General features: G+C 35.4%; 18 protein-coding genes, 1 tRNA gene and 3 rRNA genes. All 22 read left to right on the forward strand.

Features of this window, described 5'->3' with window-relative positions; translation table 11 throughout:
- The first annotated feature begins 3 nt into the window (after nucleotides 1-3).
- Complete coding sequence (gene lysS, locus ACFWUA_RS06645; protein WP_416197278.1) at nucleotides 4-1,506, forward strand: lysine--tRNA ligase; 1,503 nt, start codon at nucleotides 4-6, stop codon at nucleotides 1,504-1,506.
- 120 nt (nucleotides 1,507-1,626) lie between these two features.
- Nucleotides 1,627-2,190, forward strand: a complete 564-nt coding sequence (locus ACFWUA_RS06650; protein WP_416197279.1) for a uracil-DNA glycosylase — start codon at nucleotides 1,627-1,629, stop codon at nucleotides 2,188-2,190.
- A gap of 14 nt (nucleotides 2,191-2,204) precedes the next feature.
- On the forward strand, nucleotides 2,205-2,783 hold the full coding sequence (locus tag ACFWUA_RS06655) for a uracil-DNA glycosylase (RefSeq protein WP_416197280.1): 579 nt from the start codon (nucleotides 2,205-2,207) through the stop codon (nucleotides 2,781-2,783).
- Between the two features lie 16 nt (nucleotides 2,784-2,799).
- Complete coding sequence (locus tag ACFWUA_RS06660) at nucleotides 2,800-2,940, forward strand: hypothetical protein (RefSeq protein WP_416197281.1); 141 nt, start codon at nucleotides 2,800-2,802, stop codon at nucleotides 2,938-2,940.
- 62 nt (nucleotides 2,941-3,002) lie between these two features.
- Nucleotides 3,003-4,533: ribosomal RNA gene (locus ACFWUA_RS06665) — 16S ribosomal RNA — on the forward strand.
- Nucleotides 4,534-4,666: 133 nt separating this feature from the next.
- A tRNA-Ile gene (locus ACFWUA_RS06670) sits at nucleotides 4,667-4,743 on the forward strand.
- A gap of 90 nt (nucleotides 4,744-4,833) precedes the next feature.
- A 23S ribosomal RNA gene (locus tag ACFWUA_RS06675) occupies nucleotides 4,834-7,766 on the forward strand.
- A 90-nt stretch (nucleotides 7,767-7,856) separates the two neighbouring features.
- Nucleotides 7,857-7,975 (forward strand): 5S ribosomal RNA (gene rrf / locus ACFWUA_RS06680).
- Together the 16S, 23S and 5S rRNA genes with 1 tRNA gene alongside form the textbook arrangement of a ribosomal RNA operon.
- A gap of 131 nt (nucleotides 7,976-8,106) precedes the next feature.
- Entirely contained in the window at nucleotides 8,107-8,616 is a 510-nt protein-coding gene (locus ACFWUA_RS06685) for a thioredoxin family protein (RefSeq protein ID WP_416197282.1), read from the forward strand.
- 18 nt (nucleotides 8,617-8,634) lie between these two features.
- Nucleotides 8,635-9,798 (forward strand): putative glycoside hydrolase, encoded by a 1,164-nt coding sequence (locus ACFWUA_RS06690; protein WP_416197283.1) that lies wholly within the window; start codon nucleotides 8,635-8,637, stop codon nucleotides 9,796-9,798.
- Nucleotides 9,799-9,967: 169 nt separating this feature from the next.
- Nucleotides 9,968-13,459 carry a ribonucleotide reductase N-terminal alpha domain-containing protein gene (locus ACFWUA_RS06695; protein WP_416197284.1) on the forward strand — a complete coding sequence of 1,164 codons (3,492 nt, stop codon included), beginning with the start codon at nucleotides 9,968-9,970 and terminating at the stop codon, nucleotides 13,457-13,459.
- Between the two features lie 10 nt (nucleotides 13,460-13,469).
- Complete coding sequence (locus ACFWUA_RS06700; protein ID WP_416197285.1) at nucleotides 13,470-14,339, forward strand: radical SAM protein; 870 nt, start codon at nucleotides 13,470-13,472, stop codon at nucleotides 14,337-14,339.
- 243 nt (nucleotides 14,340-14,582) lie between these two features.
- Nucleotides 14,583-15,848 carry a uracil-xanthine permease family protein gene (locus tag ACFWUA_RS06705; RefSeq protein ID WP_416197286.1) on the forward strand — a complete coding sequence of 422 codons (1,266 nt, stop codon included), beginning with the start codon at nucleotides 14,583-14,585 and terminating at the stop codon, nucleotides 15,846-15,848.
- A 121-nt stretch (nucleotides 15,849-15,969) separates the two neighbouring features.
- Nucleotides 15,970-17,202 (forward strand): NAD(P)/FAD-dependent oxidoreductase, encoded by a 1,233-nt coding sequence (locus tag ACFWUA_RS06710; protein ID WP_416197287.1) that lies wholly within the window; start codon nucleotides 15,970-15,972, stop codon nucleotides 17,200-17,202.
- Nucleotides 17,203-17,217: 15 nt separating this feature from the next.
- Entirely contained in the window at nucleotides 17,218-18,030 is an 813-nt protein-coding gene (locus ACFWUA_RS06715; protein ID WP_416197288.1) for a Cof-type HAD-IIB family hydrolase, read from the forward strand.
- 208 nt (nucleotides 18,031-18,238) lie between these two features.
- Complete coding sequence (locus ACFWUA_RS06720; RefSeq protein ID WP_416197289.1) at nucleotides 18,239-21,202, forward strand: sigma 54-interacting transcriptional regulator; 2,964 nt, start codon at nucleotides 18,239-18,241, stop codon at nucleotides 21,200-21,202.
- Complete coding sequence (locus tag ACFWUA_RS06725; RefSeq protein WP_416197290.1) at nucleotides 21,202-21,666, forward strand: PTS sugar transporter subunit IIA; 465 nt, start codon at nucleotides 21,202-21,204, stop codon at nucleotides 21,664-21,666. Before ACFWUA_RS06720 ends, ACFWUA_RS06725 begins: the two co-directional genes overlap by 1 nt.
- 96 nt (nucleotides 21,667-21,762) lie before the next feature.
- Nucleotides 21,763-22,047 (forward strand): PTS sugar transporter subunit IIB, encoded by a 285-nt coding sequence (locus ACFWUA_RS06730; protein ID WP_416197291.1) that lies wholly within the window; start codon nucleotides 21,763-21,765, stop codon nucleotides 22,045-22,047.
- A gap of 19 nt (nucleotides 22,048-22,066) precedes the next feature.
- Complete coding sequence (locus ACFWUA_RS06735) at nucleotides 22,067-23,404, forward strand: PTS galactitol transporter subunit IIC (RefSeq protein WP_416197292.1); 1,338 nt, start codon at nucleotides 22,067-22,069, stop codon at nucleotides 23,402-23,404.
- 65 nt (nucleotides 23,405-23,469) lie between these two features.
- Nucleotides 23,470-24,117, forward strand: a complete 648-nt coding sequence (locus tag ACFWUA_RS06740; RefSeq protein WP_416197293.1) for an L-ribulose-5-phosphate 4-epimerase — start codon at nucleotides 23,470-23,472, stop codon at nucleotides 24,115-24,117.
- Nucleotides 24,118-24,476: 359 nt separating this feature from the next.
- The gene (locus ACFWUA_RS06745; protein WP_416197294.1) at nucleotides 24,477-25,427 is read left to right on the forward strand and encodes a sugar-binding transcriptional regulator; all 951 of its coding nucleotides are present in this window, start codon (nucleotides 24,477-24,479) and stop codon (nucleotides 25,425-25,427) included.
- Between the two features lie 38 nt (nucleotides 25,428-25,465).
- On the forward strand, nucleotides 25,466-26,428 hold the full coding sequence (locus ACFWUA_RS06750) for a thiamine pyrophosphate-dependent dehydrogenase E1 component subunit alpha (RefSeq protein ID WP_416197295.1): 963 nt from the start codon (nucleotides 25,466-25,468) through the stop codon (nucleotides 26,426-26,428).
- The last annotated feature ends 3 nt before the right edge of the window (nucleotides 26,429-26,431 follow it).

The raw sequence follows: 26,431 nt of genomic DNA on the forward strand, positions 1-26,431 counted from the left end.
TATATGGCAGGTACGGAAGAAAACCTTAATGAGATGCTGGTTTTAAGAAGAGAAAAATTAGGAAAACTTATAGAAATGGGAAGAAACCCTTTTCTTATTGAAAAATTTGATTTTACTCATTATAGTAGTGAGGTAAAAGAAAAATTCGAAGAAATGGAAGGCAAAGAAGTTGCAGTAGCAGGAAGGCTTATGTCTAAAAGAGGACATGGAAAGGTAAGTTTTTTAGATCTTCAAGATAGCCAAGGAAGAATACAGATATTTGTTAAACAGGATCTTTTAGGAGAAGAAGAGTATGAACTATTTAAGTTATACGATATTGGTGATATTGTAGGTGTCAATGGAGAAGTATTTAAAACTAAGACAGGTGAAATTTCCATTAGGGCTACAAAGATAATTCTTTTGAGTAAATCTATTCAAATTTTACCCGAAAAATTTCATGGACTTAAGGATCCAGATTTGAGATATAGACAAAGATATGTAGATTTGATAATGAATCCTGAAGTCAAAGAAACTTTTATATTGCGTTCAAAGATTATAAAAGCTGTAAGAGAATTTTTAGATGATAGAGGATTTATAGAAGTAGATACACCTATACTTAGTACTATTGCTGGTGGAGCAAATGCCAGACCTTTTATTACTCATCACAATGCATTAGACATAGATATGTATCTAAGAATTGCTAATGAACTTTACTTAAAGAGACTTATAGTTGGTGGGTTTGATAAAGTATATGAGATGGGTAGAATGTTTAGAAATGAAGGAATGGATTATAAACATAATCCAGAATTTACAAATATAGAATTGTATCAAGCTTATGTAGACTATGAAGAAATGATGAGACTAACAGAAAATTTGGTAGCTTATGTAGCAGAGAAGACATTAGGTTCAACAGTTATAACATATCAAGGTAAGGAAATAGACTTGACTCCACCTTGGAGAAGACTTGATATGGAAGAGGCAATAAAAGAATATGCAGGAGTAGATTTTAGCAATATAAATACTGATGAAGAAGCATTAAAAGTAGCTAAAGAAAAAGGTATAGAAATAAAACCTGGTATGACAAGAGGGCATGTAATCAGTGAAATGTTTGAAGAATTTTGTGAAGAACATTTAGTTCAACCTACATTTGTCATAGGCCACCCTGTAGAAGTTTCTCCACTTGCTAAGAGAAATCCAGAAGATCCAAGAAAGACAAATAGATTTGAAGCATTTATAAATACTTGGGAAATAGCAAATGCTTTCAGCGAATTAAATGATCCAATAGATCAAAAACAAAGATTTGTAGATCAGCTAAAACAAAAGGAATTAGGGGACGATGAAGCTCATATGATGGATACAGACTTTGTCAACGCTCTAGAAGTAGGTCTTCCACCAACAGGAGGCCTTGGAATAGGAATAGATAGACTTATCATGCTATTAACTGATCAGTCAAGCATAAGAGATGTAATACTATTTCCAACAATGAAACCAATAGATAATGAAAATAATGAAAATGATGAAGAATAAAGTGAGCCAAATATTTGACTCACTTTATCATTTTTTTGGATTATTTGTTTTTTAATAAATAAAACACTTAAAAAATTTATGATATAATTAGAGAAAGTTCATGGTCAAGAGGCGATTTGTATGTATACATTGGAAGAATTAAGATACATAGTTTCAAAATGTAATAGATGTGAATTGTATAAGGGTAGAACCAATACTGTTTTTGGAGAGGGAAATAAACGGGCAAAAATCATGTTTATAGGAGAGGGACCGGGATATTACGAGGACCAGATGGGGAGGCCTTTTGTAGGAAAAGCAGGCCAACTTCTTGACAAGATGCTTGAAGCAATTGATCTTAAAAGAGAAGAAGTATATATTGCAAATATTGTTAAATGTAGGCCACCAAACAATAGAAATCCATTAGAGAATGAAAGTAAGGTCTGTATAGAATATTTAAGATGGCAAGTAAAGATAATAAATCCAGAGATACTAGTTTGTTTAGGAGCAGTGGCTGCAAGGAATATAATTAGTTCAGATTTCAAAGTGACAACTGATAGAGGAATATGGGTCAAGAAAGGGAAATTTTACATAATGCCCACATATCATCCAGCAGCACTATTGAGAGATGAGAGTAAAAAAAGAGGAGCATGGGAAGATTTTAAGAGCATAAAGGCAAAATATATGGAAATAAAAGATATGCACTAGAGAGGATGATTTATTTGAAGCATGAGAGAATTCAGAGTTTAAACAAGAGAATTCTTGAAGATTATACAAATGAGAATATTGTATTTGGTGATGGAAATCTAGATTGTTCAATAATGCTCATAGGAGAGGCACCAGGTGCAAAGGAAGTGGAACTAAAGAAGCCTTTTGTAGGGCAGGCAGGAAAGTATCTTGATGAGTTCATTGAAGTTTTAGATATTGAGAGAGAACAGTTATATATAACAAATGTAGTTAAATATAGACCTACAAAAAAGAGTACAAAGACGGATGGAGTAGTAAATAGAACACCAACTAATATTGAAATTGAAAAATTTAAAAAATATCTGATTGAAGAAATTGATATCATAGACCCAGAAATAATAGTGCCTCTTGGAAATACTCCTATTAAAGGTATATTTGAAGATAATTTTAAAATAGGTGAAGTTCATGGGAAGGCCCTTAAAGCTAATATAAAAGGTAAAGAGTACATGGTATTTCCTCTATATCACCCAGCAGCAGTTATATACCGGAGAGAGTTAAAAAAAGTGTATTTAGATGATCTACAAGAATTAAAAAAATTAATAAAAAAATGTTGACATAGGAATAAAAAAGGTGTATGATAAAAATCCATCACAAAATGAGTTGAAAGAACGATTCAAAAAAAGTGATGGATTTCAAAAAAAGTTGTTGACATTGGAATCAAAATCTGCTATAGTTTTAAGAGTTGACACCAAAGTCAACAGTGAACTTTAAAAATTGAACAGTATGAAACAATCCTTGAGTTTAATTAAATTTTTTAAGACAGGTAAAACTTTTTTTATGAGAGTTTGATCCTGGCTCAGGACGAACGCTGGCGGCGTGCCTAACACATGCAAGTCGAGCGAAGAATATATAAAGAAATCTTCGGATGGAATTATGTATTTCTTAGCGGCGGACGGGTGAGTAACGCGTGAGGAACCTGCCTTGTACTAGGGGATAGCCTCGGGAAACCGGGATTAATACCCTATGACACTTGAAAGTCGCATGACTTTCAAGTCAAAGCGATTTAGCGGTACAAGATGGCCTCGCGTCCCATTAGCTAGTTGGCGAGGTAATAGCTCACCAAGGCGACGATGGGTAGCCGGCCTGAGAGGGCGAACGGCCACACTGGAACTGAGACACGGTCCAGACTCCTACGGGAGGCAGCAGTGGGGAATATTGCACAATGGAGGAAACTCTGATGCAGCGACGCCGCGTGAGCGATGAAGGTTTTCGAATCGTAAAGCTCTGTCCTAAGGGACGATAATGACGGTACCTTAGGAGGAAGCCCCGGCTAACTACGTGCCAGCAGCCGCGGTAATACGTAGGGGGCGAGCGTTGTCCGGATTTATTGGGCGTAAAGGGTGCGTAGGCGGCCTTGTAAGTCAGATGTGAAATCTCACGGCTTAACCGTGGTAAGCATTTGAAACTGTGAGGCTTGAGTACGGGAGAGGAGAGTGGAATTCCTAGTGTAGCGGTGAAATGCGTAGATATTAGGAGGAATACCAGTGGCGAAGGCGACTCTCTGGACTGTAACTGACGCTGAGGCACGAAAGCGTGGGGAGCAAACAGGATTAGATACCCTGGTAGTCCACGCCGTAAACGATGAGTGCTAGGTGTCGGGGGTCAAACCTCGGTGCCGCAGTTAACACATTAAGCACTCCGCCTGGGGAGTACGGTGGCAACACTGAAACTCAAAGGAATTGACGGGGACCCGCACAAGCAGCGGAGCATGTGGTTTAATTCGATGCAACGCGAAGAACCTTACCAGGGCTTGACATCCCCCGGACCGAACTAGAGATAGTTCCTTCCCTTCGGGGACTGGGGAGACAGGTGGTGCATGGTTGTCGTCAGCTCGTGTCGTGAGATGTTGGGTTAAGTCCCGCAACGAGCGCAACCCTTGTCTTTAGTTGCAAACAGTTAGGCTGTGCACTCTAAAGAGACTGCCGATGACAAATCGGAGGAAGGTGGGGATGACGTCAAATCATCATGCCCTTTATGTCCTGGGCTACACACGTGCTACAATGGTCGGTACAACGGGCAGCCACTTAGTGATAAGGAGCTAATCCCACAAAACCGATCCCAGTTCGGATTGTAGGCTGCAACTCGCCTACATGAAGCCGGAGTTGCTAGTAATCGCGGATCAGAATGCCGCGGTGAATGCGTTCCCGGGTCTTGTACACACCGCCCGTCACACCATGGGAGTTGACAATACCCGAAGTCGGTGAGCTAACCGTAAGGAGGCAGCCGCCGAAGGTAGGGTCAATGACTGGGGTGAAGTCGTAACAAGGTAGCCGTATCGGAAGGTGCGGCTGGATCACCTCCTTTCTAAGGAGATTATGACCTAACTTAGTGAACGTAAGTGAGCAAGTTAAGTCAAACGCAATGAGCACCAAATCTATACGACCTTAGGGAGTAATAGATTTGAGTTGCGAAACTGCGATGTGTTTCATACTGTTAAGGGCTTGTAGCTCAGGTGGTTAGAGCGCACGCCTGATAAGCGTGAGGTCGGTGGTTCGAGTCCACCCAGGCCCACCATTTTCAACCCAAAGGGTTGAAAATTTCAAATTGAACTTTGAAAACTACACAGTAAGAAAAAATTGTCTTATATATAATACAATTTTCACTGGTCAAGCTAATAAGAGCATAGGGTGAATGCCTTGGCACCAGTAGCCGATGAAGGACGGGGTAAGCGCCGATACGCTTCGGGGAGCTGCAAGCAAGCTTTGATCCGGAGATTTCCGAATGGGGAAACCTACCTAAACAAACTTTAGGTATCATCTACTGAATACATAGGTAGATGAGGGAACACCAGGGGAACTGAAACATCTAAGTACCCTGAGGAAGAGAAAGAAAATTCGATTTCCTAAGTAGCGGCGAGCGAACGGGAAAGAGCCCAAACTCGTAGAGTTTTCTCTATGAGGGTTGTGGACCGGCATAAAATAAGTATATTTTGTAGTCGAAAAGGTCTGGAAAGGCCTACCATAGAAAGTGATAGTCTTGTAGGCGAAACAAAATAGCTTATAGCCGTGATCCAGAGTACCACGGGACACGTGAAATCCTGTGGGAAGCAGGGAGGACCACCTCCCAAGGCTAAATACTAACTGGTGACCGATAGTGAAGAAGTACCGTGAGGGAAAGGTGAAAAGAACCCCGGGAGGGGAGTGAAATAGAATCTGAAACCCTATGTTTACAAGCAGTGGAAGCACTTTATATGTGCGACCGCGTACTTTTTGTAGAACGGGCCAGCGAGTTACGATATATAGCGAGGTTAAGCTATTAAGTAGTGGAGCCGTAGGGAAACCGAGTCTTAATAGGGCGTTTAGTTGTATATCGTAGACCCGAAACCGGGTGACCTACCCATGGGCAGAGTGAAACGAAAGTAAAATTTCGTGGAGGCTCGAACCGCTTAGTGTTTAAAAACTATCGGATGACCTGTGGGTAGGGGTGAAATTCCAATCGAACCCGGATATAGCTGGTTCTCCTCGAAATAGCTTTAGGGCTAGCCTCAAGATAAGTGACGTGGGGGTAGAGCACTGAATGGTCTAGGGGCACGTAGTGTTACCAAAACCTATCAAACTCCGAATACCATAGTCATGTTTCTTGGGAGTCAGACTACGGGAGATAAGTTTCGTGGTCAAAAGGGAAACAGCCCAGATCACCAGCTAAGGTCCCTAAGTATAGGTTAAGTGGAAAAGGATGTAAGGTTACACAGACAACCAGGATGTTGGCTTAGAAGCAGCCACTCATTTAAAGAGTGCGTAATAGCTCACTGGTCGAGTGACTTTGCGCCGAAGATTTCCGGGGCTCAAACCTATCACCGAAGCTGTGGGATGCATTTGCATCGGTAGAGGAGCATCCTGTACGGGCTGAAGCTATACCGTAAGGAGTGGTGGACTGTACAGAAGAGAGAATGCTGGCATGAGTAGCGATAAGGTAGGTGAGAATCCTACCCATCGAAAGCCTAAGGTTTCCTGAGGAAGGCTCGTCCTCTCAGGGTTAGTCGGGACCTAAGCTGAGGCCAAATGGCGTAGGCGATGGACAACAGGTTGAGATTCCTGTACTACCTACATGCGTTTGAGAAATGGGGTGACGCAGGAGGATAGGCTGAACGCACCGTTGGTTGAGTGCGTCCAAACTTGTAGAGAGCTCCTATAGGCAAATCCGTAGGAGAGTCTTGAGAAGTGATGGGGAGCGAAAATTAAGTAGCGAAGCAGCTGAATCCACACTGCCAAGAAAAGCCTCTATCGAGTATGTTAGGTACCCGTACCGCAAACCGACACAGGTAGGCGAGGAGAAAATCCTAAGATGTGCGGAAGAACCCTTGTTAAGGAACTCGGCAAAATAGCCCCGTAACTTCGGGAGAAGGGGTGCCAATTGAGGTGAAGTACTTGCTACGTAAGCCTTGATTGGTCGCAGTGAATGGGCCCAAGCGACTGTTTACCAAAAACACAGGTCTCTGCTAAGTCGAAAGACGATGTATAGGGGCTGACACCTGCCCGGTGCTGGAAGGTTAAGGGGAAGGGTTAGCGCAAGCGAAGCTCTGAACTTAAGCCCCAGTAAACGGCGGCCGTAACTATAACGGTCCTAAGGTAGCGAAATTCCTTGTCGGGTAAGTTCCGACCCGCACGAAAGGTGTAACGACTTGGGCACTGTCTCAACAAGGGATCCGGTGAAATTGTAGTACTCGTGAAGATGCGAGTTACCCGCGACAGGACGGAAAGACCCCGTGGAGCTTTACTGTAGGCTGACATTGGATTTTGGTATTGCTTGTACAGGATAGGTGGGAGACTTGGAAACCAGGGCGCCAGCTTTGGTGGAGTCAACCTTGGGATACCACTCTTGCAATGCTGAAATTCTAACCAGAGACTGTGAATCCAGTCTTGGGACACTGTCAGTTGGGCAGTTTGACTGGGGCGGTCGCCTCCTAAAGAGTAACGGAGGCGCTCAAAGGTTCCCTCAGCACGGTCGGAAATCGTGCGAAGAGTGTAAAGGCAGAAGGGAGCTTGACTGCGACACCTACAAGTGGAGCAGGAAGGAAACTTGGACTTAGTGATCCGGTGGCTTCCAAGTGGAAGGGCCATCGCTCAACGGATAAAAGCTACCCCGGGGATAACAGGCTTATCTCCCCCAAGAGTCCACATCGACGGGGAGGTTTGGCACCTCGATGTCGGCTCGTCTCATCCTGGGGCTGGAGTAGGTCCCAAGGGTTGGGCTGTTCGCCCATTAAAGAGGCACGCGAGCTGGGTTCAGAACGTCGTGAGACAGTTCGGTCCCTATCCGTCGTGGGCGTAGGAAATTTGAGAGGAGCTGTCCCTAGTACGAGAGGACCGGGATGGACAGACCGCTGGTGCATCAGTTGTCTCGCCAGAGGCACAGCTGAGTAGCTATGTCTGGAAGGAATAAGTGCTGAAGGCATCTAAGCACGAAGTCCCCCTCAAGATGAGATTTCCCACTTTTTAAGGTAAGACTCCAAGTAGACCACTTGGTTGATAGGTCCCAGGTATAAGGGTAGCAATATCTTTAGCTAAGGGATACTAATAAGTCGAGGGCTTGACCAATTATCTTACTGTGTTAGATTTTCAAAATCAAGATTTTGAAAAAATTGCGAATGTAGTTCATTTGTAATTTACAATTGCCGAAAGGCTTTACCTGGTGATTATAGCAAGAGGGTCACACCTGTTCCCATACCGAACACAGAAGTTAAGCCTCTTTAGCTGCCGATGGTACTTGGGTGGCAACGCCCTGGGAGAGTAGGACATCGCCAGATTACATAAAAACAAAAGCTCTATCTCGTAGGTCGAGGTAGGGCTTTTATTGTAATCAAAACATTTATATATTATAATTTACTTAGTTGACCAATACAATATATTATATACAAATATAAAGGGGTGGTTATAGATGGAGGCTAAAGAAATATTTGAAAGAGGAGTTTCATTTGAAGATTTTGTAAATATGGATTCAAATTCTTATAGAGAGAAGACTTTAGAAATTTATGATAGTTTAAGTTTTAAAGAAGAAAGTATAGAAAGAATAAAAAGCATAGACAAAAAGATAAATATTTTGATTTGTGCAGAAATTTGGTGCCCGGATTGTATGATAAATGTTCCTATTGTGGAAAAGATGAGACAAATAAATGAAAATATCCACATTTCTATAGTTGGGAAGGAAGAAAATAAAGATTTTTTTAAAGTTTTTAATATTGAAGAAAATATTGTGAGAATACCTACTTTTGTATTTTACGATGAATATTTTACTCAATTGGGAAGCTTTGTAGAGAGACCTACTTGTATAAAAAAAGTATACAATAGCGGAAATCAACCATCTATTATTGTGACTATGAGAAAATATAGAAAAGGAGAATATGTAGAAGAAACCTTGAAGGAAGTACTAGAAGAAATAGGGTATTAGAATTGTGAGGTGAAATTGTTGAAAAAAGGAGATAGAAGCATATTCATATTTGCCACAATAATTATTTTGGTTTTTATTTTTCATATTGACAACTATTCACATTCTGCAGGTTTTTCTCAAAAAGATTTTTTAGTTCAACCAGATACAAATTGGGCTCCATATAAAGAAAAAGTAGAAGTAAAAGGTATATATCTTACAGGAAATACAGTAGGATATAAAGATAGATTTGATGAGTTGATAAGATTTATTGATGCTACAGAGATAAATGCAGTAGTTATAGATATAAAAGATGATTTAGGAGAAATAACATACAATACCGATTTAGAGTATCTAAAAGATATAGGGGCAACAAACAATATTAGAATTGAAGATATTGATGAAGTGATGGATATATTGAGAGAAAAAGATATATACCCTATAGCTCGAATAGTAACTTTTAAAGATAGAAATTTAGCAAGTAAAAGACCTGATTTAGCTATTAAATCCAAAGATGGAACTGTATGGCGAGACAACAAAGGAGATGCTTGGCTCAATCCTTACAACAAAAAGTCTTGGGAATATCCTATAAAAATAGCTGAAGAAGCGGCTCTTAAGGGATTTAAAGAAATTCAATTTGATTATGTAAGATTTCCAACTGATGGGAAAAGAGATTTTATAGATTATGGACAAGCTATAAAAGATACTACTATGGAAAAGGCAATTGGAGAATTTCTTAAGTATGCTAGAGAGAGACTAGAGCCTTTAGGAGTTTATGTGTCGGCAGATGTCTTCGGATTGGTAACAACTGCAGAAGATGATATGGGGTTAGGACAGTATTTAGAAACTATAGCTACAAGCGTAGACATTGTATCGCCTATGGTTTATCCATCTCATTATGCAATGGGTAGTTATGGAGTTAAGTATCCAGATGCAGAGCCATATAAAATAGTCTATAAGAGTGTCGCAACTGCTGTAAATAGAATAGATAATATTCATGCAGATGATAGAAAAGCTATTATAAGGCCTTGGCTTCAAGATTTTTCAGCTCCTTGGTTAAAAAAACAATATGGTTCTCATTACATAAAATATGGAGAAAAGCAGATAAAAGCTCAAATACAGGCTTGTTATGATAGCGGTATAAGAGAATGGATATTTTGGAATGCATCAAATAAATATACAATAAATGGATATAAAAGAAAATAGTATGGTAATATAACTAAAACTAAGGAAATTAATTAAATAAGTAGAATATATATATATATATCAAAAAAAACTGTTATTAAACTCTTTTGACAGTTTTTTTTTATGATGTTACAATAGATTGTATTATTGAGAAAAATGCATACTAAATATAGTTGTTGGAGGTGTTTTTGTGGAGCTTACAGATAATGCGAGAAAAGTCCTTGAAAGAAGATACTTGACGAAAGATGATACCGGAAAAATTTTAGAGACTCCTGAGGAAATGTTTGAAAGAGTAGCAAATTTTATTGCTGAAGCAGACAAAATATATGATAAAGATGCAAATGTAAAAGAAACTGCTATAAAGTTTTACACTATGATGACTAATTTGGAATTTATACCAAATTCACCTACTCTTATGAATGCAGGAAAAGAACTTGGGCAATTGTCAGCTTGCTTTGTATTGCCAGTAGAAGATTCTATGGAGGGAATTTTTGATGCGATAAAAAATGCAGCTTTAATACATAAAAGCGGTGGTGGTACTGGATTTAGTTTTTCAAGACTTAGGCAAAAAGGTTCTTCAGTTAAATCAACTGGAGGAGTTGCTTCTGGCCCTGTTAGTTTTATGAAGGTATTCAATTCAGCTACTGAAGCTGTAAAACAAGGGGGCACTCGTAGAGGAGCAAATATGGGAATATTGAGAATAGATCATCCTGATATAATGGAATTTATCGAGTGCAAAAGAGATACTAGTGAGATAACTAATTTCAATATAAGTGTTGGAATTACTGAAAAGTTTATGGAAGCTGTTCAAAATGGAGAAGATTATGATTTGATAGATCCTCATACTAAAAAGCCTGTAGGAAGTTTAAATGCTAAAGAGGTATTTAAACATATTGTAGAAATGGCTTGGAGTACAGGAGAACCTGGAATAGTATTTTTAGATAGAATAAATAAAACGAGCCCTGTAAGAAAATTGGGAGAAATAGAAAGCACTAACCCATGTGTTACTGGAGATACTTATGTCTCAACGGAATATGGTTTGATGAGGATTGATGAAATATATAAAAGATATGAGAATGGTGGACTTGTTATAGCTACTGACGATAGAGTGCCTATGACTCAATACGAAGTAGTAAATGGTGGAAGTGTTGCTAAGACTATTCCATGTATGGAATGTGATGGTGTTTCCTTTAATGCAATAACTAAGGTATATAATAATGGAGAAAAGGATGTATTCAAGTTAACTACAAAATCTGGTTATGAAATAAAAGCTACTTATGATCATAGATTTTTAACACCAGAAGGTTGGAAAGAACTTAGTGAAATAAAGAATGGTGATGAAGTTTTAATACAATCTGGAGAAGGAGTTTTTTCAAAAGAGTACAATCTTCCTTTTAGAACGGAAAATACTTATATTGGTGGCGATGGAAGAATGTACGAGTTGAATCTGCCTAATGAGTGGTCTAAGGAACTTGGGCAAACTTTAGGTTGGATTATCGGTGATGGTTGGTTAAGGGATGATCCTAAAAATCCGAGAGTAGGGTTTGTTTTCTCAGAAGATGATACAGAGATTTTAAATTATTTAAAACCAATTGTAAATAATATGTATGGTAAAGATATCAAAGAAGTTGAAAGAGAAAATGGTGTTTATCATCTTTCGTATCATAGTAAATACTTTGTAGAATTTTTCAAAGATTTAGGGGTAAAACCTGTTAAATCAGAGGAAAAAGAAGTGCCTCAAAGTATATATAATGCTCCATATGAGGTAGTTGTAGGATTTTTGCAAGCCTTATTTACAGCGGATGGAAGTGTTAGAGACAATCCTAAAGCAAATAGTTCTTGGGTGGTTCTAACATCTAAAAGTAAAGAATTATTAAAAGGTGTGCAAAAATTATTGATCAATTTGGGAATAAAGAGTACGATATTAGATCGCTCCAGAGAGCCAAGAGAAGGAGTATTTAAATATACTACTGTAAGTGGTGAGGAGAGGCAGTATGATTGTGATGGTGTGTTGTATGAATTGGCTATATTCGGAAAATCACGGGATAGATTTGCAAAAACTATAGGGTTTATGAGTGAGAAAAAACAAAGAGCTCTTGAGAGCATAGAATTTAAGTCTTTTTATAAAGAAAAAAACTATGATATGGTTATTTCTACTGACTATATTGGAAAAGAAACAGTATATGATTTGACAGAGCCTACCACACATTCTATGATTTGTAATGGAATAGTGGTTCACCAATGCGGGGAACAACCACTTTTGCCCTTTGAATCTTGCAATTTAGGTTCAATAAATTTAGCTAAGATGGTAGTAGAAGATTCAAATGGATATAAAATTGACTACGATAAATTAGAAGCTACTGTAAGAAATTCAGTACATTTTTTAGATAATGTCATAGATATGAATAAATATCCTCTAAAAGAAATAGATGAGATGACTAAAAAGACGAGAAAAATAGGTCTTGGAGTTATGGGATTTGCGGATTTATTGTTTTATTTAGGTATTCCTTACAATTCAGATAAGGCTGTGAATTTGGCGGATAAATTGATGGGTTTCATTGATAGAATATCTAAAGAAGAATCTATGAGATTGGCAGAAGAAAGAGGAGTATTCCCAGCATATGAAATGAGTACTTATTATGAAACTGGAATGAAGATGAGGAATGCAACTACAACTACCATTGCTCCAACGGGAACTATAAGTATTATAGCGGGAGCAAGCAGTGGGGTAGAACCACTATTCGCCATATCCTTCATTAGAAATGTAATGGATAATGACAAGTTGCTGGAGGTACATCCATATTTCGAAAGGATTGCTAAAGAAAGAGGGTTTTATTCACAAGAATTGATGGAGAGAATAGCTAGGGAAGGGACTATTCAACATATCGAAGAAATACCCGAAGATGTAAAGAAGGTATTTGTTACAGCTCATGATATAATACCATTTTGGCATATAAAGATGCAAGCAGCTTTTCAAAATCATGTAGATAATGCTGTTTCTAAAACTGTAAACTTTAAAAATGAAGCAACAAAAGAGGATGTAGAAGAAGTATATATGCTAGCTTATAAATTGGGTTGTAAAGGTGTGACTATTTACAGAGATGGAAGTAGAGAAAATCAAGTACTAAGTACTGGAAAGAAAGAAAAGAAGAGAGAAGTTGCTGTAGGAAATCTTCCACTTGTGAAGCCAAGGCTGAGGCCAGAAATAACAAGGGGTATAACTGAAAAGGTAAAGATAGGATGTGGAAATTTATATATAACTGTCAATTATGATGAAAATGGGATATGTGAGGTATTTACAAATTTAGGGAGAGCAGGAGGTTGTCCAAGTCAAAGCGAAGCTACTAGTAGACTTATATCTATAGCTTTAAGATCAGGTATGGATGTAAAGGAAATAATAGAACAACTAAAGGGAATTAGATGCCATTCTACATTAAGGCAAAAAGCCACAAACAAAGATATAAAAGTACTATCTTGTCCAGATGCTATAGGGAAAGCATTGGAAAAAGCAATGGATACTTGTGTACAAGTGGAAGATCCTATAGATGAAGATATTATAGATGAGTTTTCTAGTACAAAAGAAGAAAAAAGTTCAGCTTTATGTCCAGAATGTGGAAGTCCCATAGGGCATGAAGGTGGTTGTACGATATGCATGAATTGTGGATATTCTAAATGTAATTAGAGGTGGAGATATGAGATGTGAGGGAACTGTTTATAGACCTCCTAGTGAAGCATATAGCCTTATAGTTCAGGCTACTATAGGATGTTCTCAAAATAGATGTACTTTTTGTTCTATGTATAAAGAAAAAAATTTTAGAATAAGAAGAACTGAAAATATAATAGAAGATTTAATTTTGGGAAGACAGGAGTATAGTAAAGTAGAGAGAATATTTTTAGCTGATGGAGATGCATTGATTATAAAGACGGAAGAATTGTTAAAGATATTAGAAGCAATAAAAACAATTTTCCCTGAATGTAAGAGAGTAGGAATTTATGGTTCACCTAAATCTATACTTGGAAAGAGTACAAAAGAGCTTATAGAACTACGAAAATTAGGTCTTGGAATTGTTTATCTTGGAGTTGAATCTGGGAGTGATTTAATTCTTGAAAAAATAAAAAAGGGAGTCAATTCTTTTGAAATGATTGCTGCGGGTAGAAAAATAAAAGAAGCAGATATTTTACTTTCCATAACTCTCATATCTGGTCTTGGAGGGAAAGAACATTCTATGGAACATGTAGTGGAATCTGCTAGAGTGGTAAATGAAATGAATCCTGATTATATAGGGTTATTAACTCTTTTAGTAGAAGAAGGGACAGAATTTTATGATGATGTTTTGAATGGAAAATTTAAATTGCTGACTCCTAAAGAAGTTCTTTTGGAAACTAGAGAATTTGTAAAAAGGTTAAATGTGGATAATTGTATTTTTAGAAGCAATCACGCTTCCAATTATGTAGCATTAGGAGGAACATTAAATAAAGATAAAAATCTTATATTGGCACAAATAGAAGAAGGACTTAAAATGGAAGGTCTTGAGGAGGAAGAAATATTTAGGAGATTGTAAAATAAATATTGCAATAAAGGGAATATGGTGCTATAATTGAAAAGAAAAAAAGGAACACAAATCTTTAACTCAGTCCTGTGAGACTGGCAAGATTGTGATAGAACGGGTTTTAAACAAAACTTCTTGCTAGCTGCAAGAAGTTTTTTATTGCAATCAAATATTGTGAACCTTTTAACTCAGTCCTGTGAGGCTGAAAAAGGAGATTAGAAAATCTCCTTAAAACTAAAAATAGGAGGTTTTTTTATGACTGAAAATGTGATTAAAGAGAATGTGTATACAAAAGAAGAAATAAGTCTTAAAAGTTCATCAAGAAAAGTGGTGTTGGCACTTCAACATTTAATAGCTATGTTTGGAGCTACGGTATTAGTTCCAATGCTTACAGGTCTAAATCCATCCATAGCTCTTTTTTCAGCAGGAATGGGAACACTTATATTCCACCTATGTACAAAGGGAAAAGTACCAGTATTTTTAGGTTCATCCTTTGCTTTTATACCAGTGATTTTAACTGTAAAAGAAATGTACAATGGAGATTTATCTTATGCACAAGGTGGAATGCTTGTAGCAGGGCTTATATATGTAATAATATCTTTCTTGATTAAGAAAATAGGTGTAGAAAAAATAGAAAAATATCTTCCTTCACAAGTAGTAGGACCAATGATTATAGTTATAGGAATGAATCTTGTTCCAACGGCAATAAATATGGCTAGCAACAATTTTTTAGTAGCAGGAATTACATTGGGAGTCGCAGTACTTGTAAATTTTAAAGGAAAAGGATTTTTTAAGCAATTGGCTATTTTAACTGGAGTAATAGTTGGATACTTGGTATCCTTGAAACTTGGTTTAGTAGACTTAAATCTAGTAAAGGAAAGTCCAGTGTTTTCATTGCCACCTTTCAATTCACCTAAATTTGATATAGGAGCTATCGCTATAATAGCACCAGTAGTACTAGCGGTATTCATGGAACATATAGGAGATATCACTACAAATGGTCAAGTAGTAGGAAAGAATTTTATAGAAGATCCGGGACTAAATAGGACATTACTTGGAGATGGTCTTGCAACTATGGCTGCTTCACTTGTAGGAGGACCTGCAAATACAACTTATGGAGAAAACACAGGGGTTCTTGCACTAACTAAAAACTATGATCCATCTACTTTAAGATTAGCAGCAGTATTTGCTATAGCACTGGGGTTTGTTTCAAAAGTGGGATCATTTTTAAATACAATACCAGTACCTGTAATGGGCGGAATAAGTATAATGCTTTTTAGTATGATATCTTTAGTAGGAGTACAGACTATAAAAAATAATAAGGTAAAGTTCAATTGGAAGAATATAATAGTTATGTCTTCGATAATAGTTTTAGGTCTTAGCAGTAGTATAATAGAAAAGAAATTTGGAATAGTTATAGGAATACCTATAAATGAAAGTGTAAAAATTTCAGGTTTGAGTTTTGCAGCTATAGTAGGTGTGTTGCTAAATGCATTGCTAAATAGAAACGTAAATAAATAATATATAAGTAATATAAAATAAAGGTCTTCCTTTAAATTAGGGAAGATCTTTATTTTTGTTTTAAAGATATTATTTTTTGATATAATAGATAAAGATTGATAAAATTAAAAGGAGTTTTGCTATGAAAGTTAAGAATATAATAGTTGTTGGTGGTGGAGCAGCTGGTATGATGGCTGCAATTGTAGCAAAAAGACAAGGGGCAAATGTAGTTGTTCTTGAAAGAAATGCAAGAGTAGGTAAAAAAATATTGGCTACGGGAAATGGCAGATGCAATTATACAAATGTGTTTACAGATATTAAAAATTATCATGGGAAAAATTCAAAATTTGCATACAGTCCTCTTTCTCAATTTGGAGCAAAAGAAACTATAGATTTTTTTGAAAGACTAGGGATTGCTCATACAATAGAAGACAATGGGAAGGTATTTCCTTTATCCTTTCAAGCATCAAGCGTACTAGACGTTTTAAGATATGAATTGGCAGAACTTGGAGTAGATATTGTATGCGATGCTTATGTAAAGAGTATAGAGAAGGCTAAGAAAAAGTTCTTAGTAACATTTGAGGATGGAAGAACAAAAAATGCAGATGCAGTTATATTGGCTACAGGTGGAAAAGCCATGCCTTCTTCTGGTTCTGATGGGAATGGGTATACTTTAGCAAAAAAATTTGGTCATAATATAGTAGAAGTATTTCCGGGATTGGTTCAATTGAAATTAGAGGGAGATTTTCTAAAGGCCATTGATGGAGTGAAAGTAGTAGGTACAGCAACTCTTTTACATAAGGGAAAGGTTATAAAAGAAGATACAGGGGACATTTTATTTACCAATTATGGCATATCGGGTCCGCCAATATTGCAATTGAGTAGGAGTGCATTAGAAATTTTAAGTAGAGGAGAAAAGCCAATACTTAAAATATCTATAATAAACAGCAGGAAAAAAGAAGAATTGTTTGAATACTTGAAGACGAGATTTAGCTATATGCCAAAAAAAAATATTGATATTGGTCTTATTGGGCTCATAAATAAAAGGTTAATAAATGTGATTTTAAGAGAAATAAATATTGATAAAGATAAAAAAATTGCAAATTTATCCAATGAGGAAATAGAGAAAATAGCTGATGTTTTGACAGATTGGAGATTTCAGGTAGTTGGAAGTAAATCTTGGGCTGATGCTCAAGTTACTGCTGGAGGGGTAGATACAAATGAAATAGACAGCAAAACCATGGAATCTAAATTGATTAAGGATTTATATTTCGCTGGAGAAATAGTTGATATAGATGGAGATTGCGGAGGCTTCAATCTTCAATGGGCCTGGTCATCTGGCTATGTAGCTGGGCTAAATGCAGCATTAGATTAAAAAAGGAGGAAAAACATGTACAAAATACTTGCATTAGACTTAGATGGTACACTTTTAGATCCAAATCATGAGGTATCTAAAACTAATATAGAAAATATAAATAAGCTGATAGATAAGGGTGTAAAAATCATATTGGTTTCAGGAAGGGAGCCTTCTTCTATAGCCCTTATTGGTAGAAAGGTAGGATTAAAGGATTGCTTGGTAGGATTTAATGGGGCTATAATTACAGATTATACAGGAGAACAAGTAATATATGAACAAAATATAGATTCTAAGGTTACAAGAGAAATAATTGAAATATGTATAGAAAAAGACATATACAATGTAGTATTCATAAGGAATAAGCTATATGTATCCAATAAAGATGATGATAGATTTAAATTATTTGAAAAATATACTACTAGCGGAATAGAAGAAGTAGGAAATTTATATGAATTTCTTGATAAAAACAATTTGTGGGGAAATGTAGGGAAAATATTGCAATCAGGAGACAATGAAATATTGACTATGTTTAAAGAAAAAAATTTATCAGCATATAAAGATGATATTAAGGCTGAGTTTTCGCTTCCGTTTTTTTTAGAAGTATATAATAGTTTAGCAAGCAAGGGACATGCTATGGCTAAAATCGCAGAAAGCTATGGTATAAGTAGAGATGAAATAATAGCTATTGGAGATGGAGAAAATGATATTTCTATGATTGAATATGCAGGTGTGGGAATAGCAATGGAAAATGCATTAAGTATTGTTAAAAAAAGTGCAGATTTTATAACTTTATCAAATAGTGAAGATGGCGTGAGTTACGTTATCAAAAAATACTGGGGAGAATAGATAGGTTCTTTTTTATGCCTTACTTTCAGAAAAAAGTGGTTGAATTAGTAAGCTATTGCGGTATATATAGTTACAAAGTATGGTACAATTAGTTATAGTGTGGATTTTTATGTTATATAGCTGTTAAAAATATTTAAAATTCAACCTGGAAAATGGTTTCATAATGTTGGCACGATGATTGCATATATGACAAGTGAGGATGATAAGAATGAAAGAAAAATTAAAAAGACTAATAGAAAGAGAAGATAAAAAAAATCCTTATACAGATGAACAAATTTCAGATCTTCTTCAAGTGAGCAGAGAATTGGTAACAAACTTGCGAAATGAGTTGGGCATACCAAATTCCAGAGAAAGAAGGATGAACAATCTAGTTGATGTGGTAAATTCTATATTGGAGAAGAATGAAAATATTTCAGAAAGAGACTTGACTCAAAAAGTAAATGATATGGGATTTAAGGTTTCTAGGCATACTATCAGGGAATGCAAAAAAGAAATCGAGACTCAAAAAAAAGGAAGTATTAAAAATACAAATGAGAACGTTGACAATTCTATACAAAATGATAAAACAAATTCAATTAGTCTAAACAAACCAGAAGAGGGTTATAAAGCTTTTAAAAATATCATAGGTTCAGAAGGCAGTTTAAAACCACATATTCAATTGGCAAAGGCAGCTGTACTCTATCCTCCTCATGGTCTTCATACACTAATATTAGGAGCTACAGGAGTAGGTAAAAGTGAATTAGCTGCTGCAATGTATGAATTTGCTAAAGAGTCTGGAACTATTTCTAAAGAAATGCCTTTTATTATATTTAACTGTGCAGATTATGCAGATAATCCCCAACTTCTCATGGCTCAATTGTTTGGCTATGCAAAAGGTGCTTTTACAGGAGCAGAAGAAGATAAGGAAGGTTTGGTAGAAAAAGCCAATGAAAGTATTATTTTTCTAGATGAAGTTCACCGCTTACCTCCAGAAGGTCAAGAATTGCTATTTTATATTATAGATAAGGGCAAATTTAGAAGACTAGGGGAGACAAATAAAGAGAGGCATGTGCAAGTTACAATCATTGCAGCTACTACTGAAAATCCAGATTCAACATTGTTGGCTACTTTTAGAAGAAGAATTCCAATGGTAATTGAACTTCCGACTTTAAGTGAGAGGCCATTGAATGAAAGATTAGATATAATAAAAGAATTTTACAGAAAAGAAGCTAATAGGACGCAAAATTCAGTTAAGGTTACAAATGAGGCACTAGGAGCATTGCTATTATATGATTGTCCAGGAAACATAGGACAGCTTAGAAGTGATATACAGGTATCTTGTGCTAGAAGTTTTCTTAACTGTGTCGTGAATCGTGGAAATGTAATGGAAGTTAGTATAAATGAATTACCTTTGAGTGCCAAGAAAGGTCTGCTTAAGATACGAAATAATAGAAAAGAAATGCAAGAATTGACGGGCAATATAGATATAGTCATACATCCTGACAATAATCCTATGAAGATGACACCTTATGAAAATTTATATATTCTTCCAAATGAAATATATGGATATATTGAAAATAGATATAATGAGCTAAATGAACAGAATATAAATCAAGAGGCTATAAATCATATCATTGGAGTTGAAATGGAAGGTAAATTAGAGGATTTAATGAATAAAGTTAGACGCAACACAAGGCCTTTGGAAAAAAAGGATTTAATGAAAATAGTTGGGCCTGAAATAATGAATGTGGTTGAGAAGATAATCAAAGTAGCTAGATGGAGATTAGGAATAAATGCTGATGATTTATATTATGTATTGGCTGCTCATTTGAGTACAACTATTGAAAGAGTTAAACAAGGGAAAGAAGCAAAAAATCCACAAATTGACAAAATAAAAAGAGAGTATAAAGAAGAATTTAAAGTTGCAAAAGAGATGGTAGATATTATTGAAGAAGAATTAAATGTAGAACTCTCAGAGGATGAAGCAGGATTTATAACAATGTATTTGAGAATGACAAGAGAAGAAGAAAACAAAGTTGAAGGACGAGTAGGCGTAATACTCATATCCCATGGAAATGTCGCAAGTGGTATGGCTGAAGTGGCCAATAAGCTACTAGGTGTAAATCATGTAAAGGCTATAGAAATGGCTCTAGATGAAAAACCAGAAGTGGCCTTGGGAAGAGCTACAGAAATGGCTAAAATTGCAGATGAAGGCAAAGGAGTTCTTTTACTGGTGGATATGGGGTCCTTAGTGACTTTTGGAGAATTGATAACTAAAAGAACTGGAATTAGAACTCGGAGTATTGCAAGAACTGATACTTTGATGGTTGTAGAGGCGGTTAGAAGATCTATTCTTCCTGATGCAGATTTAGATGAAATTGCAGATGCATTAGAAGAAGAACCTAAATATGCAACAAAATTGACAACTAGAAAAGGAAAAGATAAAAATAAACCTAAAGTTATTTTGACAATGTGCATAACCGGTCAAGGATCAGCTCAAAAGATAAAGGAATTGATAGAGGATTTAGTTAATGAATATGATGAGTCAGTAAATATAATTCCTATAGGTGCTGTATATGAAGATGTAAATATAATAATAGAGAATATAGAAAAGACCAATGAGATACTGGCTATTATAGGAACAGTAGATCCTAAAATAGATAGAATACCATATATACCATTAGAAAACATTATATCAGGCAACATTGAAGAGGAAATTAAAGAAGTTTTATTTGATACTAAATCAGATGTAAATAGGAGTAAAAAATTAAAACTTATAGATATATTAGATCCTAGGACAACGATATTTAACATTGAGGCAAGTTCAAAAGAAGAAACTATAAAAAAACTTTCTGAACTTCTTTATGAAAACAATTATGTTAATGAGAGCTTTTTTAGTTCAGTAGTAGATAGAGAAAGAATGGGTTCAACAAATTTAACTAAAGGAGTAGCAATTCCTCATGGAGATCCAGCAGGAGTTATAAAACCTGGAATTGGTTTAGGTATATTGAAAAATGAAATAGATTGGGATGGAGAAAAAACAGGAGTTGTAGCATTGCTTGCTTTTGATGAAAGTTGTATTGAACTTGTGAGAGAAATAAGTGATTTTTTCCATAAGAAAGGGAACTATGAAAAATTAAAAAAATCTACTAAATTTGATGAAATAATACAATTGTTTGGGAGGGTAATTTGATGAAGGAGCCAATGGAACTTTTAAAAGAAGAATTAATTTTTATTGATATTGAAGCAAAGGATAGAGAAGAAGCTATAGAAAAAATGGCCAAAGAATTATATAAAAGGGAATATGTAAAAGAAAGCTATATAAATGCAATATTAGATAGAGAAAAGGTATTTCCAACGGGTTTACCAACAGAAGAAGTAGGAGTTGCAATACCTCATACAGACGCTATTCATGTAAAAAAAGGTGCCATGGCTATTGGAGTGTTGAAAAATCCAGTTGTATTTCAAATGATGGGAATGCCTGAGGAAAATGTAAATGTAAATATAATTTTTATGATGGCTTTAGACGAGCCAAAAGGCCAGATTGAAATGTTGCAAAAACTTATGTCAATATTTCAGGACAAGTCTATTCTTTTAAAGATGAGACAAGCTAAGACTAAAGAAGAAATAATGAAATCATTTTCTAATGCAATATAAATGTCAACATCAATTTGAAATATGGAAGTTTTTCTTATAGTTTAAGAAAAAACCATGATATAAATAAATATTAATTAATCGAAAGGAGGAGAAAAAATGGCTAAAATATTAGTTGCATGTGGAACAGGTATCTGCACATCTACTATGGCTGCAGACAAATTAAAAAAAGAATTAGAAAAGAGAGGCAAAGCAGGTAATGTTTCTATTACTCAATGTAAAGTAGCAGAATTGAGTGCAAAGGCAGCAGACTATGATTTGATAGTTGCTACCACTCAAGTATCTAGCAAAATTTCAACACCTGTTATATCTGGACTTCCATTTTTGACTGGAGTGGGAATTGACAAAGTTGTTGACGAAGTAATTGAAAAACTAAATTTATAAATAATAGGAGGGTGGGAGGATGAAAGTATTAGATTTTATTGTTGGACTTGGTCCACAAGTAATGATGCCCATTATAATAACTATTTTCGGATTAGTATTAGGTGCTAAATTTGGTAAATCTCTCAGGGCAGGCTTGACTGTAGGAGTAGGTTTTGTTGGATTGAATTTAGTTATTGGCCTTCTTGGAAATACTTTGGGACCAGCAGCTCAAGAAATGGTTCAAAGATTAGGATTAAATTTGACAGTTATAGATGTTGGTTGGCCAGCAGCTGCAGCTATAGCCTTTGCTTCAAGAGTAGGTGCTATAATAATCCCAATGGGATTGATAGTAAACATTTTGATGTTAGTGACAAATACTACTCAAACAGTAAATATAGATATTTGGAATTATTGGCATTTTGCTTTTACTGGTGCACTTGTACAAGGTGCTACTGGTAGTACAGCATTAGGTATACTTGCAGCAGTACTAGACATGATTATCATAATGGTTATTGCAGACTTAACTGCACCAGGAATTGAAAAATATAATGGACTTCCAGGAATTTCATTACCTCATGGATTTTCAGGAGCATTCGTTCCAATAGCTATTGTATTAAATAAAATACTTGATATAATCCCAGGAATAAATAAAATTGAAATAGATGCAGAAGATTTACAAGAAAAATTTGGTGTGTTTGGTGAACCTATATTGATAGGTACTATACTAGGAATATTGATAGGAATAGGTGCTGGTTATGATATAAAAGGAGTTCTTGAAACAGGTATTACATTAGGTGCTGTACTAGTTTTAATTCCTAAAATGGCTGCCATGTTGATGGAAGGACTTATGCCAATATCTGATGCAGCTCAAGGCTTAATAGAAAGAAAATACAAAGGAAAAGGCAAGATGTATATTGGACTAGATTCAGCTGTTGGAGTTGGACATCCTGTAACTCTTGCTGTATCACTAGTACTTGTTCCAGTAACTATATTGTTAGCAGCAATTATTCCAGGAAATAAAGTTTTACCTTTTGCTGATTTAGCAGTTATACCATTTATGCTAGTAATGCTTGTTCCAATAACAAAAGGAAATGTGTTTAGAACTTTCATCATTGGATTGATAACGATATCCACTGGATTATTAATTGCTACAAACTTAGCTCCATTACACACTCAAATGGCAGTAAATGCTAAATTCCAAATGCCAGAAGGAGCTACTATGATTTCAAGTATTTGCGATGGTGCAAATCCATTGTCATGGATGTTTACAAGAACTATGGAATTTAAAGTTGTTGGAACAATAATCATGGTTGCTATTGCATTAGGACTTGCAATTTATAATAGAAAGAGAATTATGAATCAAAACTCTGAAAATTAATAATAAATAATAAGTATAAGTCAGAGAATTCTCTGACTTATACTTTAATAAAAAGGGTGATATAAATGATGCTAGAACAATTTAGAAAACAAATCATAGAAATAGGAATTCAATTGAAAGAATATAAATTGATATCACTAACTGGAGGAAATGTCAGCGGAAGAGATAGAGAAACAGGTTTGATAGCTATTACTCCAAGTGGAATGGAATACGAAAAATTGAAACCAGAAGATATAGTTATAGTAAATATAGATGGAGATATAGTTGAAGGGAACAGAAAACCTAGTTCAGATTTAATAACACATCTTCAAATATATAGAGCAAAAAAATATATAAATGGAATTATTCATACTCACTCTACATATGCCAGTTGTTTTGCTGTATTAAATGAAAGTATACCGGTAGTATCTACAACTATGGCAAATGAAGTTGGAGGAGAAGTCCCTGTTGCTAAATATGCTCCTGTGGCTTCTGAAGAATTGGGAATAAATATAATTGAAAAAATTGGAGATCAAAAAGCTGTTTTGTTACAAAATCATGGTGTATTTACTTTTGGAGAAGACCCTCACCATGCACTAGTTGCAGCTGTAATGCTAGAAGATGCCAGCAAGGTATATTATTTGGCTAAGGCTATTGGTGAACCAATCAGATTGCCAGAAGAAGAAGTGAAAAGAGCTAATGATTTATTTAAAAATGTCTATGGACAAAGATAAATTTTTTATATAGGTTTTTAAGACCCAGTATTAATTACTAAAATTGGTATAATAAACTGGGTCTTTTTATACATACATTATTTTCAATGAAAGAAGATATATATGGGAAATTGATTGAAAAAACTTTTGAGTCCCACTCCATATTAAAAAATCCTAGAGGAGTAAAGATAAAAGATATATTGAGAATAATAGAAAAATGTCTATATTGGAATAGGAAAATGGGGAAAAGAAATTTTAATATATATACTACTTTACTGACATATGTCAATAGTATTGACATATGTCAGTAAAGTAGTATAATGAAATTGAAAGAAAGCATGAATTGTATCAAATGATATATATGATAAGGGTGATATTGGATGGATAAAACTAAAGAAAGGAAACTTGCAGAAATAGCTTATATGTACTATATAGATGAAATGAGTCAAAATCAAATAGCTAAAGAGTATGGGATTTCAAGGTCTATGGTATCTATGATGCTCAATGAAGCAAGAGCAAAGGGAATTGTAAGAATAGAAATAAAAGATTCAGAACTATATTGTTTTGATTTACAAAGAAAGATTGAAAAGATATTTGGACTAAAGAAAGCTATAATAATACCCAGACTTTCAAAGAATGAAGATGGATTGATAACCCAATTGGCTGATGGAGCTATAGAATATTTAGGTCAAATAATTGACCACAATATGACAATAGCTGTTTCATGGGGAAGAACTTTGTACGAGATAGCAAGTAGGATTAGGTCAAATGGAAAGACCAATATAGTTATATCCCCGCTGGTTGGTGGAATTGGAAATGAAATGAATATTTATCATTCCAATGTAATAGCAGATACTATGGCGAGAAATTTAGGTGCAAGTTCTTTGGGTTTATATGCTCCAGTATTTGTTGCTACTGAGGAAGTTAGAAATTTGATATTTAACGATAAAAGCATAAAAAAAGTAATAGAAACTAGTGAAAGGGCTGATATTGCTATAGTAGGGATAGGAAGTATAGCTTCTTCAACTATGGCAGATATAGGACTTTTAGAAGAGGATGATATAAAACAGTTGCTAGATGCTGGAGTCATTGGAGATATAAGTACTTGTTTTTTTGATAAAAATGGGCAAGATATAAAAAATATTTTTTCAGACAGAACTGTGGCTCTCAATTTGGAACAATTAAGGAAAATACCAACTATAGTTGCGGTAGCAGGAGGAGATAAAAAAATTAAAGCTATTCATGGGGCTCTTAAGGGAAGACTTATGGATGTACTTGTTACTGATGAAGTTGTTGCTAGGAGTATTTTAAAAGAGTATGAAGAAAATTAAAATAAATTGAAATTTTAAATAAATCAGGAGGGATATGAATGACTGATATTAGTAAAGAAACATTATTGGAAATGTACAAACGAATGAATGAAGCTAGAGCCTTTGAAGAAAAGGTAAGCTACTTTTTCGCAAGAGGAATGGTTCATGGGACAACCCATTTATCAGTAGGTGAGGAAGCATCAGGTGTTGCTTCTTGTATGGCTTTAAATAGTGATGACTTAATTACTTCTACTCATAGAGGTCATAGTCAAGTTATAGGGAAAGGAATAGATTTAAATAAGATGATGGCTGAACTACTAGGGAAATATACAGGATATTGCAAGGGAAAAGGTGGTTCCATGCATATAGCCGATGTAGAAGCAGGGAATTTAGGTGCTAATGGAGTAGTTGGTGGAGGACATGGAATAGCTGTTGGAGCAGCTCTTACTCAACAAATGAAGAAGACAGGCAAAATTGTACTTTGTTTTTTTGGAGATGGAGCTTCAAATGAAGGAAGTTTTCATGAAGCATTGAATTTAGCTTCTGTTTGGAAATTGCCAGTGATATTCTATTGTGAAAACAATCTATACGGTATGAGTGTACCTATAGAAAAATCAATGAATATCAAAGATATTGCTAAAAGAGCTGATGCTTACGGAATACCAGGATATATAGTAGATGGAAATGATGCTATAGCAGTTTATAATACAGTGAAAGAAGCTAGTGAGTATGTGAGAAGTGGAAAAGGTCCAGTATTGATCGAAAGTAAGACATATAGATGGTTAGGTCATTCTAAATCAGATGCTCAAGTATATAGAAGTAAAGAAGAAGTAGAAGAATGGAAAAAGAAATGCCCAATAAAGAGATTTAGAAAATATATGTTGGAAAACAATATAGCAACAGAAGAAGAACTAGATACAATAGAAAAAAATGCTAGACAAGCTATAGAAGATGCAGTGGAATTTGCAAACAATAGTCCAAATCCACCAATCGAAACTGTAACAGAAGATGTATATGCATAAGGA

Source organism: Sporanaerobacter sp., assembly GCF_047830725.1.
In the GTDB taxonomy this organism is placed as follows: Bacteria; Bacillota; Clostridia; order Tissierellales; family Sporanaerobacteraceae; genus Sporanaerobacter.